Below are 15,476 nucleotides of genomic sequence, written 5' to 3'. Positions count from 1 at the left end.
ATCAGACAGCTAACGCCTGTCAGACGGGCAGACTTTTCCTTCTGCCAGCTCACGGGTGACCTGCAGTACGCCCTGCCAATGCCATTTCACCGGTGCAGCATCTCTCTGGGACAGAACCAAAACCGCTTCTTCCGCTCATCGCTTTTATGTTGGTAATAATTGTAGCAACTTTACCCATGACTGTCAAGGGATTTGCTATGCCTTTCCCTCTTTGAACAAAGTCATCATTTCCATGGTCAGGCTGACTTTTTCCACATCATCCGGTACTTCATCCCGGCCGATCCAGCGGGCTGTCGCCAGTTCTTCATGATCCACCCGCAGCGTATCTGCCCCGTCGAGGTCACAGAAAAATCCAAACAGCAGTGTATCGGTAAAACACCAGGGCTGGCTTTTATAGAACCGCAGGTTTTTGACGCGTATGCCCACTTCTTCCATGACTTCCCGATGAACCGTCTCTTCAATGGTTTCTCCGATTTCGGCAAATCCCGCAATGAGCGCCATATTCGTATATTCCCTGCCGGCGTATGTCGATACGAGGAGTTTGTCATCGTTCCGGACAGCCACGATGACTGCCGGATTGATACGGGGATAATTCATGATGCCGCAGGATGGACAGTACAGCATCCGTTCTTTTTTGCTGTGCTGCAATGGCCGGCCGCAGCAGCCGCATAACTGATGATGGCGGTACCACCCGGCCAGTGACATACCGGTAACACAAGCAAATGCCAGGTGCCGCGGACCGGCATGGCGCATATATCGGATAGGCACATACGTGAAGCCTTCAGGAGCTGGCAGTGTGCGCCGGGCCAGGAAAAATGGTATATCGTCAATGGCAAAAAGCCAGATAAAATTATCGGCCTTCCATCCGGGAAAATCAGAGGCAGCCGGCAGTGTGAACTGATTTCCTTCCTGCCGCACGAGGACGCTCTTTTTATCATAGGATAAGATACATGCCTTTTCGTCTATAGGGACTGGCATAAATTCGTTGTGATACGTGTAGGGACTGATATCCTGAATCATATATTCTCCTTACAAAGGAAAGGAGGCTGTCTGTAGGCAGCCTCTCTCCGTTTTTTATACATACGTTCCCTTAGTCTGGGATTACTCAGAAATTTCTACATAGGTGGCACCCTGATTATCCGCTTTGAGGATATGTCCGAAGGAATGGATGTCATACCCGGCAAACGTAGAAATCATCGCTTCTTCTATTTCTTTTTCCCGTTCTGTCGCAAAGGCGATGAGGGTTGAACCAGAACCGCTGATAGTAGAACCCAGGGCACCGGCTGCGGTTGCCGCATCCAGTACGTCCTGACCGTGGGGAATCAGCCGTATCCGGTACGGAACATGAAGCTTATCCTGAAGACTGTACTTTAAGTACTCATACCGCTTCGTAAAGAAGGAAGACAAGAGGAAACTGACGCGGCTGACATTGAATACGGCACTCTTATAATCAATCGTATCAGGCAAAGCCTGTCTCGCTTCTTCCGTAGAAACTTCAATTTCCGGACTGACCGTAATGAAAGATAAGTCATTCCCTACAGGCACAGAATTGGTAATGGCCTTGTCATGGACGATGATAGACGATGTCAGACCGCCATACGTCGCAGGGGCTACGTTATCGGGATGCCCTTCCATCGAATTGGCTATAATCAGGATATCTTCTTTTGTCAGTTTCCGCCCCGTAAGAGCATCTCCTGCCATGATACCGCCAACGAGAGCTGCCGAGCTGCTGCCCAGGCCGCGTGCCGGCGGAATGCGGTTGATCAGTGTCAGATGACCTGCAGGAAGCGGCTGGCCATTGCGATTTGCCACGTATTCCATGGCTTCCGATACCAGATTTTCTCTGGGATCTGTCGGGATTTCATTCTGACCCATTCCTTTGATTTCTATGGTTATCGCTTCCGCTCCCGGCCGTTCTTCAAATAGTATTTCATTATATAGTGTCAGGGCAATGCCGACGGCATCGAACCCGGATCCCATATTGGCCGATGTGGCCGGAATTTTTACATGTACTTTCTTCGTCATAATCAGCACCTCTAAATTTCAATGACTCTGATCGCATTGGCAACACGGCGGACGCAGGAAAGGGACGTCACTTTTTTCAGGGAATCCCGTACCAGCCCATCGGCAGATGCATCGATGAGAATCACGATTTCAGCAATTTCCTTCGTTTCATCTTTCTGGATGAGAGAACGGATGCTGATGCGGTTTTCTGCAAATACGCCGGAAATACTGGACAAAACGCCCGGTGCGTTATCGACAATCATGCGCAGATAATAGGGAGCCCGGATAGAACGGGGATCCGTCATTTTCGTATCATGCCAGACATATTTCCGTTTCCCTGTCACAGTCAGATTAAAATGAAGGATGACATTCATGACATCGCTGACAACAGCACTCGCTGTCGGGAATGCGCCGGCGCCCTGCCCGTAAAACATGACATCCCCGACACAGTTGCCCCGCACATACACCGCATTATAGGCACCTCCGACATTTGCCAGGGGGTGGCTCCTGGGAATAAAGGCCGGGTGGACATTGAGAGAAATCCCATCGTCATTCTGCTGGGCAATGGCCAGCAGCTTCACGGCATATCCCATTTCTGTGGCATGGGCGATATCTTCATGAGTGATTTTCTCGATGCCTTCTACGGCGACGTCGCGGAACGTGACAGCCGAATGGAATCCCAGTGTTGCCAGAATAGCGATTTTACGGGCCGCATCATAGCCGCTGACATCATTGGTCGGATCCGCTTCGGCATACCCTTTGTCCTGGGCTTCTTTCAGGGCTTCTTCATAGGACAGGCCCCGTTCGGTCATGTTGGTCAGGATATAGTTTGTCGTTCCGTTCATGATACCGATGATGCGCTCGATGCGGTTGCTGTTGAGTGACGAATACATGGGACGGATGACCGGAATACCGCCGGCTACGCTGGCTTCGAACTGGAAATCGACATTATTTTCCTGACTGAGTTTCAAAAGCGGAATCCCATAATCAGCAATCAGGTCTTTATTGGCACTGACTACGCTCTTCCCCCGCTTGAAACACTGTTCGATGCATTCTTTTGCAAAATCAGCACTTCCCATGACTTCGACTACGATTTCAATTTCATCGTCATTGATGATATCGTTGAAATCCGTCGTGAGGGCAATCGTATCCGGCAGATCCATCCGTTCATATTTCGGTAAATCCCGGATGAGTATCCGTTTGATGCTGATATGCGTATCCAGCTGTTCTTCTATGAGCTGGCCGTTGCGGCTCAATAAATCGACAACCCCTTTGCCAACAGTGCCACAGCCCAACAATGCAATTGCAACGTGTTTCATACAGCCCCCTCCTTAGGCCTGCCCGATAATATCAACTTTGCTGACTCCTGGCAGTTTATCTAATTTCTTCATTAATTCATCGGCAGAAATATTCATATTCTTTGTTTCAATAGAAATACTGACATCTGCCATTCCCTGCAGGGGAATGCCCTGGTTGATGGTCAGGATGCTGCCATTGCTGGCCGCGACCGTATTGAGCACCTGGGACAGTTCACCGGGTTTATCGAAAATCATGAGCGATAAGGTGACGATTTTTCCCTGTGTGACATCATGGAACGGAAAAACATAGTCTTTATATTTATAATATGCACTGCGGCTCAAATCCATCATCTTTACCGCTTCATTGATGGTATGGCTCTGATGATGCTTGAGGATTTCTTTGACGCGGATTGTTTTTTTAATCGCTTCTGGCAGGATGTCTTCCCGGACCAGATAGAAGTTATGGCTCGTATCCTTTTTCATAGTTCATCCCTCCCTAAAAAGTAAGAAAACGTCGTCATCAAGCCTGGCAGAAGTTTTGTTTTCGGCCGCCAGTTCAGTGTCTGTACAGCTTTCCCATTGTCGAGGACGGACCGGTAGATATCACCGCTCTTTGCCTCTTCATAGGTTACTTCCGTCCGTATCTGGGCAAAATACATCAATATTTCTTTCAGGGCATTGATGGTCGTTTCGATTTTAGTACTGATATTGTAAATGCCGCTGGGGACGTCTGCGGCCATAGCAGCCATACTGGCAGATGCTGCATCCCTGACATAGATAAAATCCCGGGACTGATTTCCATCACCATAGATGGTCATAGGATTTCCTGCTGCCAGCGCCCGGGAAAACAGACTGACTACGCCATCTTCCGTGCCGCTTCCCTGACGTTCGCCATATACATTGGCATAACGCAGGACAGCATAGGGCAGACCGTACATACGGTGATACAAAGCAGCATAGGCTTCTGCTGCTGCCTTCGTCAGTCCATAAAAGGATTGCGGCTGTACCGGTGCTGTTTCGTCGGCCAGGCCTTTTTCCTGATTTCCATATACAGCAGCCGAAGAAGACAGAAGTATCTTTTTCACATCATGCCTGCGGCAGTGTTCCAGCACATTGATCAGGCCCAGAATACTGACATCGGCTTCTTCCCGGGGATGGAGCATGGAACAGGGGGCCTGTGTCTTGTCTGCTCCATGAAACACAACATCAAAAGCGGTTCCGGCAAACAGACGGTCCAGCGCTTCCGTGTCCCGGACATCGCCCTGACAGAACCGGGCTGCCTGATTGACATATTCTTTCCTGCCACTGCTAAGATCATCCAATACCGTTACATCATGACCGGCTTCTACTAAGGTATCAACGAGGTGTGAACCGATAAAACCGGCACCGCCTGTAACCAATATATTCAATACGTACCACTCCCCACTCCCGTAACTTACGGCAGATTACCATAATGGATGAGTTCAATATGGTGGCTTTCGATGAGCTGACGGATTCCCGGTGAAACGATGGCCGCTAATTCATCCTGCCAGTGATATCCCCAATGGAATATCTGGCTGAGAACGGATGTGTGACAGCCGGGATGCATCATCACTTCATGTATGCCAAAGGGCATCTGACCGATGATATAGCGCAGATTCGTTTCGTTCATATTTCCCCCGTCTGCCATGCCCCAAAAATAATCGGCCATGGAAAATCCAAGATGCCGTGCGTCACGACGGGCCTTCCTGGCAAAAAAAGTCAGGCCATCGCGGCCCAGAGCCCGGACCGGATTGGCGGTCCACATCTTGAAAAGATACGATTCGTCGGGAATGCGCAGCCGGTGGAGATGATATTTTTTCATCAGGGCCTGTACGATAACCCAGACTTGTGGCAGTACATGCAGATGCTGATGACTGTCTACATGGGTAATGGTAAGCCCCTGGGACATGATTTTCTCCATTTGCGCATCCAGCTCACGATACAGCTCCTGATACTGGATCCGGCCCGTATATACCCGTTTCATAAATTCCCCGTAACTATCAGGGAACAAGCCCCGTTCATCGACGAGACTGGGAACTTCCTGCGGTGATAAAACAGGCGGCAGGCCCCCGACCAGGCAGAGATGGATGCCAATTCCCAGGCCCGGTCTTTGTCTGGCAACGGCTACGGCTTCAGGAAACGCCGGCCCCGATGCCAGAAGGGATGTACTCCTCAGGATGCCAGTATCAAAGCCAATGGCTACAGCCTGGTTTACTTCCTGATGGATACCGAAATCATCTGCATTGATAATTAATCTATTCATAATCAGAATCGCCTTTTTTGAACTCATTCACTATTATACACGGACAATTGTTTATTTGCAAGAGACAAGTTGTTTTTCTCTGAGAGACGCTTCAGGAAACGCATTGTTCAAGTTGCTGTCTCTTCATATTTTTTCCCGCCATAGCGCTGCCAGGCGGCTTCCAGGACACGACGCTGCCATTCTTTCAGTGGAATACCGGTCTTTACGGCTGCAGCCCGGCAATCATCGTATTCTGCAGAAATATTGGTCACTGCATCACCGGACCAGCAGATTTTACAATGAAGCGTTTCACCTGATACAGTCACAGTCTGTATAGACCGTCTGCAGGCGATGCGGCTGACAGGAAAATAGCGGACGCCTACAGAAGTCGTTTCTTTAAAAATAATATCGGCTGCTTTTTCCAGAAGGTCTTCCCGGCATAAAACGCAAAGCATGGAGGCCATCCGGCATTTCTTCATGAGCATCGGCATGGCCCACACGTCATTGACTCCCAGATCCAGAAGGCACCGGAAAATATATTCCATATTCTGGGGATTCATATCGTCAATATTGGCTTCCATCTGCCAGAGTGTTTCCATCATCGTCACCTCATCCGGTTCAATATGTCCGCCAGGCGGCCGGCACCAAATCCATTGTCGATGTTAACGACAGAGACACCGGCTGCACAGCTGTTGAGCATAGCCAAAAGGGCAGACAGGCCATGGAAATTGGCACCGTACCCGATGCTGGTCGGCACGGCTATGACAGGCTGGCTCACCAGCCCGCCGACGACACTGGCCAGGGCGCCTTCCATGCCGGCGACGACAATGACCACATTGGCTTTCCGTATGTCATCGACCCGGTTCAGCAGACGGTGAATGCCGGCAACGCCCACGTCGTAAACGCGTATGACCTTATTTCCCATGATTTCAGCCGTAAGAGCCGCTTCTTCCGAAACGGGAATATCACTGGTGCCAGCTGTGACGACGGCAATCGTCCTGTCGCCATTGACGATGGTGGTATCCTTGCGCTGATAAACCATGCGTGCCAGATTATCGTACTGTACGTCCGGAAAATCAGGAAGCAGCCGGTCATAGACTTCTTTTGGGGCCCGCGTGCCAATGACATTGTCATACTGCTTCATCAAAAGGGATAAAATAGTGACAGACTGGTCTACGGTTTTTCCGGCACAATATACGACTTCGGGAAATCCGCACCGTTCCTGACGCTGCAGATCAATATTGGCAAAGCCAAGATCTGCCGTCTGTTCCGTATGGGGACTTCTGCCCTGTGCCAGAGCTGCCTGTGCTGCTTCCAGAGACAGTGTCCCTTTTTTATAATCTTCTAAAATACTGGTTATATCCATATTGGCATTACTCCTTAAATCCATTGATTTCCCACGCCTTATACAGGATAATTCCTGCAGAAAGTGAGAGATTGAGTGATTCCGTATCCGGTTTCATCGGTATCGTGATCAGGGCATCGCATTGTTCCTGCAGCGTACGGGACAGGCCATTTCCTTCGTTGCCAAACGCCAGAATGACTGGTTTTTCATACGGCGCATCTGTATAGCGCACCTTCCCCAGGGGCGCCGTACCCAGCAGGAAACGGCCACTCCGCCTCCGGAATGCCAGCAGATCATCCAGTGTGACGTGCTGTATGACAGGGACCTTGAATATGGCTCCCATGGCGCTGCGGATCGCCTTGTCATTATACACATCGACACTGCCTTCGCTCAAAAGGACAGCGGCGCCATTACTGGCCGCGGCAGTACGCAGAATGGTACCCAGATTGCCCGGGTCCTGAATATCTTCCAGATAGAGGACGGGCCGGTCAGATTCCAGCGTATCCAGTGCCTGGAGCGTATACGGAAACAGTGGCAGCATAGCCGCCATTCCCTGAGGATTCCCCGTATCTTTTATTTTATCGTACACACTGTCGGTTACACGAAAAAATGTCCAGCCTAAAGTTTCTCCTTCTGCCAGGAATGCGTCAAATCCTTCATGATGCATGCCTTTTTCCGTAACGAAGCAGATGCCATCCATAATGCCTACCCGGATAGCATCTGCCAGCAGCCGGTATCCTTCTGCCAAAAACCGGCTCTGTTCCTGACGACCCTTTTTCTTTTTAAGCGAATGGGCCATCCTGACCCACTGATTATCCCGTGATGTTATCTCTTTCATCGTTTTCTCCCTGCATCGTACCAAATACAAGCAGCCGGAGCCTTCCGGCCTTATTTATGCCTTAACGCAAAAAGAGACTGTCGTACAAAGTATTTCTCTTCGTGTGACGGTCTCTTGTAATCTGATTTACTGCATCACTGTTTGCTATTATCCTGCCGGTTGGACTGAAGCAGGCTTTCCCGGTTCTGACGGATACTGGTCAGCGTCTTTTCCAATGTCGATTCCACATATTTCAAGACGTCACCAGCATACGTAATAGAACTGCTCTTGAGTTCATCAGAGGATTTCGTAGCACTCATGACAATCTGATTGGCATGTTCCTGTGCCTGCCGTACCAATTCACTTTCTTCTGTCAGTTTGGCAATGTAATCTTTTGCCTGGGCAACCATACTGTCCGCATGGCGCTGGGCATCGGCAATGATTTTATCTTTTTCTGCCAGAACTTTTTTAGATTCGTCTAACTCAGCCGGCATGGATGCTTTCAAATCATCAATGATCTGAAGGAGTTCTTCTTCTTCAATCATCTTTTTGTTCGTAAAGGGCATCTTTGACGCATTCAGTACTAAACTTTCCAAATCTTCCAACAACTTATCAGAATTCATGTTGTCCACCCCTATACCTTGTATTTATCCTTAAATTTAGCTTTCAAGCGTTGTTCCACATAATCCGGCACCATGCCGTCCAGCTTGCCTCCAAAGCAGGCCAGTTCCCGGATTCCCGTAGAACTTACATACGAATATTTTGTATTGGCCATGATGAATACCGTTTCAATAGCCGGTTCAATCTGTTTCATGAGAAGAGCCCGCTGAAATTCGTATTCAAAGTCACTGAGTGCACGGAGACCGCGGATGATAATCGTAGCTCCGTGGGACATAGCATATTCGTTGAGCAGTCCTCCGGCACTGGCCACCTCAATATTCGGGATATGCTTCGTCGTTTCCCGTAGCATTTCTTCCCGTTCGGCCATCGTAAATACGGGCTGTTTCGTCGGATTGCTGAAGACGGCAACAATCAGCTTGTCAACCAGCTTGCTTCCTCGTTCAAATATATCGATATGTCCGTTCGTCACGGGATCAAAACTTCCCGGACAGATTCCGATACGCACAATTATTCCCCTTCCTGACGGCGGCAGATAAGACTGACGCGCGTTTCTTTTCCATAGGATTTTTCTCTGATAATGCTATACAACGGGTTCTCCGATATATCTTCATGGCGGCTGTGTTCCATAATGACCAGGCCGCCGGCAGCCAGCAGCTGATAGTGAAAGATAAAAGAAATTGTATCATTGACCAGATTTTTATCGTACGGCGGGTCGGCAAAGATATACTGGAACGTCCGCCCGCGCAGCCGGGCCAGTGCACGTTTCATATCCATGCGCAGTACCTCATATTTTCCGGAAAACCCGCACATATCGGCATTTTCCTGAATCAGGTGCTGTGTATAATGATCGATAAACACACAATAGGCAGCACCACGGCTGAGAGCTTCCAGTCCGAGAGCTCCCGTTCCGGCAAAAATATCCAGCACGGCCGCATCCTGCAGGCCATAGTTAGCCAGAATATTGAATAAACTTTCCCGCGTACTGTCCAGTGTAGGCCGGGTCAGCATCCCTTTCGGGGATTTCAACTGTCTGCCTCTGGCACTTCCGCCTATGATTCTCACATCATCACCTGCTCGTACATGTTAATTATACACGTTTTTCCTTACATATCAAATACAAATCCTGAAACCGGGACAGTTATTTTTTGTGTATCCGTTCTACTTTCAATTCATTGCCATGGAGGAGCCGTACGATATTGGCACGGTGCCTGATAATGACAAATGCCGCTGCCAGGACACCAAATACCACGATTTCAAACGGTTCATGGAAAAGGTACATCGTCACCGGCACCAGAATAGCCGCCACGATAGAACCGAGAGAAACGATGCGCGTGAAGGCCACGATAATGCACCAGACAGCAAAAACGATGAGCGTTTCCCAGGGAGCCAGATACAAAATGACCCCCAGGCCGGTGGCCACGCCTTTCCCGCCTTTGAATTTCATAAACAGGGAACAGGAATGACCCAGAATCGCCAGCAGTCCGCCGCCAATCATACATAATTCTATCTGATCCGGTGCGATGAGCATACCCGCCTGCTGGCCAAGCCAGACGCCCAGGATTCCTTTGGCGATATCCAGGATAAGGACGGCCAGTCCACCGGCTTTCCCCAGAACGCGATAGGCATTGGTCGCACCCGTATTATGGCTTCCTTCCGTACGGATATCAGTGTGATAAAATACATGTCCAATGACCAGACCGCTGGGGAAGGAACCGCCTGCATAGGCGAGGAAGAGACAGAGTATTCCTTCTATCACGCTTCTTCATCTCCCTTTTTGCCGCGCAGGATAAGCCGGATAGGTGTCCCTTCAAACCCGAATGTTTCCCGCAGTTTGTTTTCCAGGAAACGGGTATAGGAAAAATGGATAAGCTGTGGATCATTGACAAATAAGACGAATGTAGGCGGTTCAACCGAAGCCTGTGTCATATAATAAATCTTTAAGGGGCGTCCATTTTTAGCCGGTGCCGGATTGGTAAGCTGGGCATCTTCAATGAGCTCGTTGAGGACACTGGTCGAAACGCGCATATGCTGCTGTTCCGATACGTACTGTACCAGATCGGCCAGACGGTTGACACGCTGTTTCGTCAGAGCCGAAGCGTATAAAATCGGGGCATACTGCATAAAGGCCAGTTCCCGGCGGATGTCATCGGTGTATTTCAGGCTGGTCTTGCTGTCTTTGGTCACCAGATCCCACTTATTGACGACGATGATGCAGCCCTTGCCAGCTTCATGAATATAACCGGCTATTTTCTTATCCTGTTCAGTAACACCTTCTACGCCATCCAGCACGAGGACCGCAATGTCCGAGCGATCGACAGCCCGCAGTGCCCGTACCACACTATATCGTTCCACCGGCAAATCGATTTTGCCCTTGCGCCGCATCCCCGCCGTATCGATGAGGATGAATTCATTCCCGTTATATGTCCAGTGCGTATCAATGGAATCGCGGGTCGTTCCGGGAATATTACTGACGATGACCCGGTCCTGCCCCAGAAGCGCATTGGTCAGGGACGATTTTCCCACGTTTGGCCGGCCTACGAGTGCAACATGGATGGCGTCTTCGCTTTCTTCATCAACAGGCACTTTCTTGATATATTTCAGCACTTCATCGAGAAGGTCGCCGAGATTCATGAGGTTGACCGCTGAAATGCCGATAGGGTCGCCTAGTCCCAGATTATAAAATTCGTAAATATTGATTTCCTGTTCTACACTGTCGATTTTATTGACCGCCAGGATTACCGGTTTGCCACAGGAACGCAGAATATGTGCGATTTCTTCATCCTGGGGCTGGATACCTGTCTTGCCATCTACGACATAAATGATGACATCGGCTTCGCGGATAGCCAGTTCGGCCTGATAACGCATACTCGTAAAAAAGTGGTTATCCTGATCGACAAACTCGATGCCGCCCGTATCAATCATCGTAAATTCCTGCCCCAGCCATTCTGCATCAAAATAGATGCGGTCTCTCGTTACGCCGGGAATGTCTTCGACAATGGAAATCCGTTTCTTTACGACTGCATTGAACAGTGTCGATTTACCGACATTCGGCCGGCCTACAACGGCAACTAATGGTTTATACATGATTTTACTCCTTATTCTCCTGCCAATGGTATAAAAGCTGCTTCAATTCCGGCGCAAATTCACTGACGCCGACAGGCACACCGGCCCGGGCTTCAAATTCCGTAAGGGTCATATCATCGAGAAAGATATTTTCGCCTTTGCGTAATGCTGTGCCGGGAATAATAAGGCCATCCCAGTCGCCGGCCAACTGCTGCCAGGCATGAAGCATATCCTGGGCTGTGAGGAGGCCAGCCACATTGATTTGCCTGCCAAAATAAGTGTTTTCCACGGGGACAACGGTCACTTCCAGATTAGCAACCTGTACTTCCTGTACGAGCTGGCTGATAAAAGGTGCTGCCAGCGTACCGGTCAGGAGAGCCAGCCGCTTCGGCTGATCATAGGCCGTACGCAGCGGTCCGTCCCAGCTGTGCCATTGCTGTTCGAACAGGCGCAGCATCCCGATGCCGTCTTCAATCTGTTCGTAGTTGTCGTAATAGTCATTGTCCGGCAGCGGTACGCCGCCTTTCAGATAAAATTCATCGGCCAGATAAACGAAACTCCCCCTGCCCTCTTTGCGGCTGCGCTGTACAAAAGGCTGGGCGCGCCTGATGATATCCCGGGCCAGTTCTGGTGTCACCGGGTCCAGATGCATACAGCCGGAGCGGAATTTCGTCATTCCCAGTGGTACGACAGCTATCCCCAGCACATTGGGCCGGAGCGATTCCAGGTCACGCACGGTGCGGCTGAATTCTTCGCCATCATTATATCCCGGCACAAGGACAATCTGACAGTACATATCAATATCATGCTGTACCAGGATCCGGAGGTGGTCCATAATATCATCTGTCCGTTCCTGCCGCATCATCCGCCGCCGGAGTTCCCCGTTCGTCGTATGAACTGAAATATGGAGCGGAGACAGATGAAACCGTGTGATCCTGCGGATATCTTCTTCAGACAGATTCGATAAGGTGATAAAACTGCCTGTCAGGAAAGACATGCGATAATCGTCGTCCTTAACATATAAAGACGGACGCATTCCCTGGGGCATCTGTGCAATGAAGCAGAATATGCAATTGTTCCAGCACTGGCGTATATGGTCAAAAACGGCATTCTCCATAGTAATGCCCACGTCTTCGCCAAACCGCTTCTGAAAATAGCAGTCCCGCACACTGTCCCCGTTTTGTACGACCAGGTGTACCTTTTCGTCAGCCAGGGCAAAATTCAGATCAATCAGGTCTTCTACGGGCTGGCCATTGACCGAAACAATCGTGTCGCCGGCTTTCAATCCTTCTTTCTGCGCCCGGCTTCCTTCCTGTACACTGGCTATGACCGCATGTAATGTATCCGACATATATACATCCTTTCCTGAACTATTGTATAACACATTCCTGTCCAAAAAAAAGGATAACCGGTTCACGCCGGCTATCCTTTTTCCAGGAATACTTATTTATCTTCTACAGCGTCGCCAATTGTGGCCGATTCTTCCTGCTGATTTGCTGTTTCGAGATAATTGCGGACTTCCCGTTCTTCGTCATCTTTCTGCAAAGCGAGGACGCTGAGGGAAATCTTCTTCTTATCTGTATCAATACCAATGATCTTGACGTTCAGAATATCGCCAATGTTCAAGAGGTCTTTTACAGAAGCACCGCGTTTTTCTGTCAGTTCAGAAATGTGGAGAAGACCCTGCAATTCCGGATCGATAGCGAGGATAGCACCGAAAGGCAGCAGCTTCTTGACTTCGCCTTTAACGACATCGCCAACTTCGAATTTTTCGATGGCTGCAATCCAGGGGTTCTTCTGCAGTGCTTTTAGGGACAGGGAAATACGATCGCGTTCTTTATCGAATTTCTGTACGAGGACCTGCAGTTTATCGCCCTGCTTGAGTACGGCATCGACGGAGCTGATCCGTTTCCAGGAAATATCAGAAATATGGAGCAGGCCTTCTACGCCACCGAGATCGATGAATGCGCCATAGGGCATAATCTTGACGACGGTTCCTTCGAGGACAGCGCCTTCTTCAATATGTTTAAGGGCTTCTTCGCGTTTTGCTTCCCGTTCTGCTTCAAGAACAGCTTTACGGGACAGGACAAGGCGGTTTTTATGTTCGTCAATATCGATGACTTTTACCTGGAATGTCTGTCCTACGAGATAATCCAGAGATTTAACGAACCGGATATCGCCCTGGGACAGGGGAATGAACCCGCGCAGAGATTTGATGGATACGACAAGGCCGGCTTTATTGGTTTCTTTACCGGTACATTCAACGAGCTGATCGTTTTCAAATGCTTCGCGTACTTCTTTCCAGTCTTCAACCTTCTTCATCTTGACGAGGGAAACGACAATAGCACCTTCTTCTTTGATGTTGTTGGCAATTTCAACGGTCAGTTCATCACCGACTTTGACAAAATCACTAGCTTTTTCCGGTGCCGGTACAGCCATTTCCTTTTTCGGCAGGATCGCTTCTGCTTTCGTGCCGATGGAAACATAGGCAGCATCATCGTTCACAGAAATAACCGTGCCTTTTACTACGTCGCCTTTCTTTGGATTTTCTTCATAATCATACTTGTCCAACAATTCTTCACTCATTACTTCTGTGGCTTCTGCTTGCAAATTTTCCATAATATTAACAACCTCCTGTATTATCCAATCCGGCGTGGAAGCGCCGGCTGTAATGCCTATATTTTTCATACCTTTGAACCAGGCCGTATCCAATTCAGCTGCTGTTTCAATATGGTATGTCGGGCAACCCTGTTCTCTGCACACTTGTGCAAGGCGACCGGTATTGGCACTGTTTTTCCCGCCAATGACGATCATGGCATCCATCTTTCCTGCCAGGTCAATCGCTGCCTGCTGACGCTGCTGCGTCGCCGTACAAATAGTCATGTACACCGTGAGGTCTGCGATTTTATCTGCCAGTATGCGTTCGATGCGCTTAAATTGCTCCTGGGAAAAGGTCGTCTGTACGACCACCCCGGCCTGTTCCATAGGAGGCAGAGCCTGGGCCATTTCTTCCCTATCTAATATAATAGCACGATTTGCCCCCCATTGTGAAATACTAATTACTTCTGGATGGGCTTTTTCGCCAATAATTATAAGATTTTTTTCTTTTTCGATGATTTTTTTCGCATCCTGCTGTGCTTTTTTCACATGAGGGCACGTCGCATCGACAACGTTAAGCCCTTTTTCTTCTGCTTCCCGGTATACATCTGGTCCTACTCCGTGGGAACGGATGAGGATCGTATCCCCTCTCTGGAGAGAATCCAGCGAGTCTACCGGTGATACGCCCCGTTCAGCCAGTCTGGCTACTACCTGGGGGTTATGGATGATTGGCCCCAGCGTATGAGTACCACTAGCAGCAGAAGAAGCCATTTCCACAGCCCGGCGCACACCATAACAGAAGCCGCAGGCATCAGCTACATATACATTCATGACATATTTTCTCCTCCGTGCTGGTTGATCAGATCCAGAATCCGGCTGCGGATATCTTCTGAAAACTGATGGATGATGTCCCGTTCTTTTTCTTTATCCTGCCGGCTTAAAACGGGGGGCAGGACCGGCTCACCGAACACGACCCGTACGGGGCCCTGTTTGTGCGGAAGATGCCGGGAATTGATGACTGCTGTCGGAAGGACCGGGACCTGGGCCCGGATGGCGATAGCTGCCATTCCTTCATGGAATTTTCCCAGCTTCCCCTGATCGCGGCTCGTCCCTTCCGGGAATATTCCCAGTACGCAGCCTTGTTTCAGCACCCGCAGCGCTTCTACCAGCGCTTTGCGGTCCACGCGGCCACGGTGCACCGGAAAGGTACCGACATAGCGCAGGAACCAGCCCATAAGAGGGTTATGGAATAACTCCTCTTTTGCCATGAAGTGAATCAGGTGGTGGCGCATTGCCGTCCCTATCAGAGGCGGGTCAAAATAGCTGGCATGGTTGGAGGCAACAATGAATGCGCCTTTTTCCGGAATATGTTCCTCTCCCGCGACCTGCATGCCCAGCCAGGTATAGGTAACCAGATTAAAGAGAAACCGGATAATAGCGTAGAAAAAATTTCTCATGGCTCTGCTT

General features: G+C 49.6%; 17 protein-coding genes. All 17 read right to left on the bottom strand.

Annotated elements, in window-relative coordinates:
* Nucleotides 1–195: 195 nt before the first annotated feature.
* Nucleotides 196–1,020 carry an NAD(+) diphosphatase gene (gene nudC, locus DW949_RS03945; protein WP_118021956.1) on the bottom strand — a complete coding sequence of 275 codons (825 nt, stop codon included), beginning with the start codon at nucleotides 1,018–1,020 and terminating at the stop codon, nucleotides 196–198.
* Between the two features lie 81 nt (nucleotides 1,021–1,101).
* Nucleotides 1,102–2,025, bottom strand: a complete 924-nt coding sequence (thrB, locus tag DW949_RS03940) for a homoserine kinase (RefSeq protein WP_118021955.1) — start codon at nucleotides 2,023–2,025, stop codon at nucleotides 1,102–1,104.
* An 11-nt stretch (nucleotides 2,026–2,036) separates the two neighbouring features.
* On the bottom strand, nucleotides 2,037–3,323 hold the full coding sequence (locus tag DW949_RS03935; protein WP_118021954.1) for a homoserine dehydrogenase: 1,287 nt from the start codon (nucleotides 3,321–3,323) through the stop codon (nucleotides 2,037–2,039).
* Nucleotides 3,324–3,335: 12 nt separating this feature from the next.
* Nucleotides 3,336–3,785: an ACT domain-containing protein gene (locus tag DW949_RS03930; protein WP_118021953.1), complete on the bottom strand. Its 450-nt coding sequence runs from the start codon at nucleotides 3,783–3,785 to the stop codon at nucleotides 3,336–3,338.
* On the bottom strand, nucleotides 3,782–4,711 hold the full coding sequence (locus tag DW949_RS03925; RefSeq protein WP_118021952.1) for an NAD-dependent epimerase/dehydratase family protein: 930 nt from the start codon (nucleotides 4,709–4,711) through the stop codon (nucleotides 3,782–3,784). Before DW949_RS03925 ends, DW949_RS03930 begins: the two co-directional genes overlap by 4 nt.
* Before the next feature lie 26 nt (nucleotides 4,712–4,737).
* Nucleotides 4,738–5,586, bottom strand: a complete 849-nt coding sequence (locus DW949_RS03920) for a ChbG/HpnK family deacetylase (RefSeq protein ID WP_118021951.1) — start codon at nucleotides 5,584–5,586, stop codon at nucleotides 4,738–4,740.
* A gap of 107 nt (nucleotides 5,587–5,693) precedes the next feature.
* Nucleotides 5,694–6,167 (bottom strand): nickel insertion protein, encoded by a 474-nt coding sequence (gene larC / locus DW949_RS03915; protein WP_233539479.1) that lies wholly within the window; start codon nucleotides 6,165–6,167, stop codon nucleotides 5,694–5,696.
* A gap of 2 nt (nucleotides 6,168–6,169) precedes the next feature.
* Nucleotides 6,170–6,931, bottom strand: coding sequence for a nickel pincer cofactor biosynthesis protein LarB (gene larB, locus DW949_RS03910; RefSeq protein WP_118021950.1), 762 nt, complete (start codon nucleotides 6,929–6,931; stop codon nucleotides 6,170–6,172).
* A 7-nt stretch (nucleotides 6,932–6,938) separates the two neighbouring features.
* On the bottom strand, nucleotides 6,939–7,748 hold the full coding sequence (locus DW949_RS03905; protein ID WP_118021949.1) for an RNA methyltransferase: 810 nt from the start codon (nucleotides 7,746–7,748) through the stop codon (nucleotides 6,939–6,941).
* Between the two features lie 134 nt (nucleotides 7,749–7,882).
* A complete protein-coding gene (locus DW949_RS03900) occupies nucleotides 7,883–8,350 on the bottom strand; it encodes a hypothetical protein (RefSeq protein WP_059075567.1) in 468 nt (155 codons plus the stop codon).
* An 11-nt stretch (nucleotides 8,351–8,361) separates the two neighbouring features.
* On the bottom strand, nucleotides 8,362–8,853 hold the full coding sequence (coaD, locus tag DW949_RS03895) for a pantetheine-phosphate adenylyltransferase (RefSeq protein WP_118021948.1): 492 nt from the start codon (nucleotides 8,851–8,853) through the stop codon (nucleotides 8,362–8,364).
* A gap of 2 nt (nucleotides 8,854–8,855) precedes the next feature.
* Nucleotides 8,856–9,410, bottom strand: coding sequence for a 16S rRNA (guanine(966)-N(2))-methyltransferase RsmD (gene rsmD, locus DW949_RS03890; protein WP_118021947.1), 555 nt, complete (start codon nucleotides 9,408–9,410; stop codon nucleotides 8,856–8,858).
* A 76-nt stretch (nucleotides 9,411–9,486) separates the two neighbouring features.
* Nucleotides 9,487–10,104, bottom strand: a complete 618-nt coding sequence (gene plsY / locus DW949_RS03885; protein ID WP_118021946.1) for a glycerol-3-phosphate 1-O-acyltransferase PlsY — start codon at nucleotides 10,102–10,104, stop codon at nucleotides 9,487–9,489.
* Complete coding sequence (gene der / locus DW949_RS03880; RefSeq protein ID WP_118021945.1) at nucleotides 10,101–11,432, bottom strand: ribosome biogenesis GTPase Der; 1,332 nt, start codon at nucleotides 11,430–11,432, stop codon at nucleotides 10,101–10,103. The genes plsY and der overlap by 4 nt, the downstream gene beginning before the upstream one ends.
* A gap of 4 nt (nucleotides 11,433–11,436) precedes the next feature.
* On the bottom strand, nucleotides 11,437–12,762 hold the full coding sequence (locus tag DW949_RS03875) for a DUF512 domain-containing protein (RefSeq protein ID WP_118021944.1): 1,326 nt from the start codon (nucleotides 12,760–12,762) through the stop codon (nucleotides 11,437–11,439).
* 92 nt (nucleotides 12,763–12,854) lie between these two features.
* On the bottom strand, nucleotides 12,855–14,840 hold the full coding sequence (locus tag DW949_RS03870; RefSeq protein ID WP_118021943.1) for a bifunctional 4-hydroxy-3-methylbut-2-enyl diphosphate reductase/30S ribosomal protein S1: 1,986 nt from the start codon (nucleotides 14,838–14,840) through the stop codon (nucleotides 12,855–12,857).
* Nucleotides 14,837–15,466 carry a 1-acyl-sn-glycerol-3-phosphate acyltransferase gene (locus DW949_RS03865; protein WP_118021942.1) on the bottom strand — a complete coding sequence of 210 codons (630 nt, stop codon included), beginning with the start codon at nucleotides 15,464–15,466 and terminating at the stop codon, nucleotides 14,837–14,839. The genes DW949_RS03870 and DW949_RS03865 overlap by 4 nt, the downstream gene beginning before the upstream one ends.
* Nucleotides 15,467–15,476 lie beyond the last annotated feature (10 nt).

The organism is Megasphaera sp. AM44-1BH (genome assembly GCF_003467125.1).
Taxonomy (GTDB): Bacteria; Bacillota; Negativicutes; order Veillonellales; family Megasphaeraceae; genus Megasphaera.
The sequence above is the reverse complement of the archived record's forward strand: the minus strand, read 5'-3'. Positions and strand labels throughout refer to the sequence as shown.

What these genes read in the sequence shown, in the direction of transcription:
- DW949_RS03870 (WP_118021943.1), bottom strand. Translation starts at nt 14,840, where the DNA reads ATGAATGTATATGTAGCTGATGCCTGCGGCTTCTGTTATGGTGTGCGC.
- larC (WP_233539479.1), bottom strand. Translation starts at nt 6,167, where the DNA reads ATGATGGAAACACTCTGGCAGATGGAAGCCAATATTGACGATATGAAT.
- thrB (WP_118021955.1), bottom strand. Translation starts at nt 2,025, where the DNA reads ATGACGAAGAAAGTACATGTAAAAATTCCGGCCACATCGGCCAATATG.
- nudC (WP_118021956.1), bottom strand. Translation starts at nt 1,020, where the DNA reads ATGATTCAGGATATCAGTCCCTACACGTATCACAACGAATTTATGCCA.
- DW949_RS03875 (WP_118021944.1), bottom strand. Translation starts at nt 12,762, where the DNA reads ATGTCGGATACATTACATGCGGTCATAGCCAGTGTACAGGAAGGAAGC.
- DW949_RS03920 (WP_118021951.1), bottom strand. Translation starts at nt 5,586, where the DNA reads ATGAATAGATTAATTATCAATGCAGATGATTTCGGTATCCATCAGGAA.
- DW949_RS03865 (WP_118021942.1), bottom strand. Translation starts at nt 15,466, where the DNA reads ATGAGAAATTTTTTCTACGCTATTATCCGGTTTCTCTTTAATCTGGTT.
- DW949_RS03900 (WP_059075567.1), bottom strand. Translation starts at nt 8,350, where the DNA reads ATGAATTCTGATAAGTTGTTGGAAGATTTGGAAAGTTTAGTACTGAAT.
- DW949_RS03935 (WP_118021954.1), bottom strand. Translation starts at nt 3,323, where the DNA reads ATGAAACACGTTGCAATTGCATTGTTGGGCTGTGGCACTGTTGGCAAA.
- DW949_RS03905 (WP_118021949.1), bottom strand. Translation starts at nt 7,748, where the DNA reads ATGAAAGAGATAACATCACGGGATAATCAGTGGGTCAGGATGGCCCAT.
- der (WP_118021945.1), bottom strand. Translation starts at nt 11,432, where the DNA reads ATGTATAAACCATTAGTTGCCGTTGTAGGCCGGCCGAATGTCGGTAAA.
- larB (WP_118021950.1), bottom strand. Translation starts at nt 6,931, where the DNA reads ATGGATATAACCAGTATTTTAGAAGATTATAAAAAAGGGACACTGTCT.
- DW949_RS03930 (WP_118021953.1), bottom strand. Translation starts at nt 3,785, where the DNA reads ATGAAAAAGGATACGAGCCATAACTTCTATCTGGTCCGGGAAGACATC.